This window comes from Oleiphilus sp. HI0086 (genome assembly GCF_001635225.1).
Window position 1 is genome coordinate 1 of sequence record NZ_LWFZ01000177.1, and the last position, 1,001, is coordinate 1,001.

A 1,001-nucleotide genomic window follows, 5' to 3' on the forward strand; every position below is an offset into this window, starting at 1 on the left:
TTCAAAATGCCATAGATGCGACCGACAAAGCAGGAGAGGTCTCCATTGCCAGCAAGCAAACTTCCGAGCATATCTTTCTTTTTATACAAGACAGCGGCATTGGTATGAGCGAAGAGTTCATTCAGAACCAATTATTTAAGCCTTTTGAAAGTACCAAAGGCCTTACGGGTATGGGAATCGGCGTGTACCAAAGCCGTGAATATTTAAGAAAACTAGGCGGCACAATCAGCGTCACGAGCCAGATAGAAGTAGGCACCTGCTTCACCTTAAAAATTCCTCTGGCTAAAGGTTAATTCAAGGGTAAAATTTCAATGCTATTTCAAAGACTGTACGGGTAATTAAACGTGAAACGAAAACTTTTAATTGTAGAAGATGATCCTGGCCTACAAAGCCAAATGCGTTGGTGTTTTGAAGGCGTTGACGTACATCTCGCATCAGACAGGGAAGCTGCGTTGTCCATACTCCGTCGTGAAGAGCCACAAGTCGTGACACTGGATCTTGGACTACCTCCAGACCCAGGCGGTTCAAGCGAAGGCTTTCAAGCGCTCGAAGAGATACTAAGGCTAGCCCCAACAACAAAAGTAATCGTTGTTACTGGACGGGAGGAAAAAGAAAATGCTGTCAAAGCTGTTGGCTTGGGCGCAAGTGATTTTTTCCAAAAACCTTTAGATGCCGATATTCTTTCATTTATTGTTGATCGAGCCTTCCGCATGCATGAGCTGGAGAAGCAAAATCAAGAACTATCAACAGGCTCATCCTCATCACGCTTAGCGGGCATTATAGCGAGTAGCAGCAAGATGCTAGAAGTCTGTCGAATGATAGAAAAAATAGCACCTGCTGATGTGACGACCCTTTTATTAGGTGAAACCGGGACAGGAAAAGAAGTACTCGCGAAAGCAATTCATCAAGTTAGCCCAAGGCAAGATAACCCGTTTGTCGCTATTAACTGCGGAGCAATTCCTGAAAACCTGCTTGAAAGCGAGCTATTTGGACACGAGAAA

The 1,001-nt window shown here is 44.5% G+C and carries 2 protein-coding genes; both read left to right on the forward strand.

Annotated features, from left to right (window positions below; all coding sequences use genetic code 11):
* The coding region (locus tag A3756_RS02475; RefSeq protein ID WP_231875459.1) for an ATP-binding protein at window positions 1-293 on the forward strand (293 nt) is incomplete at its 5' end.
* Between the two features lie 51 nt (window positions 294-344).
* Window positions 345-1,001 (forward strand): sigma 54-interacting transcriptional regulator (locus tag A3756_RS02480; RefSeq protein WP_156490208.1); only part of this gene is annotated, 657 nt, incomplete at its 3' end.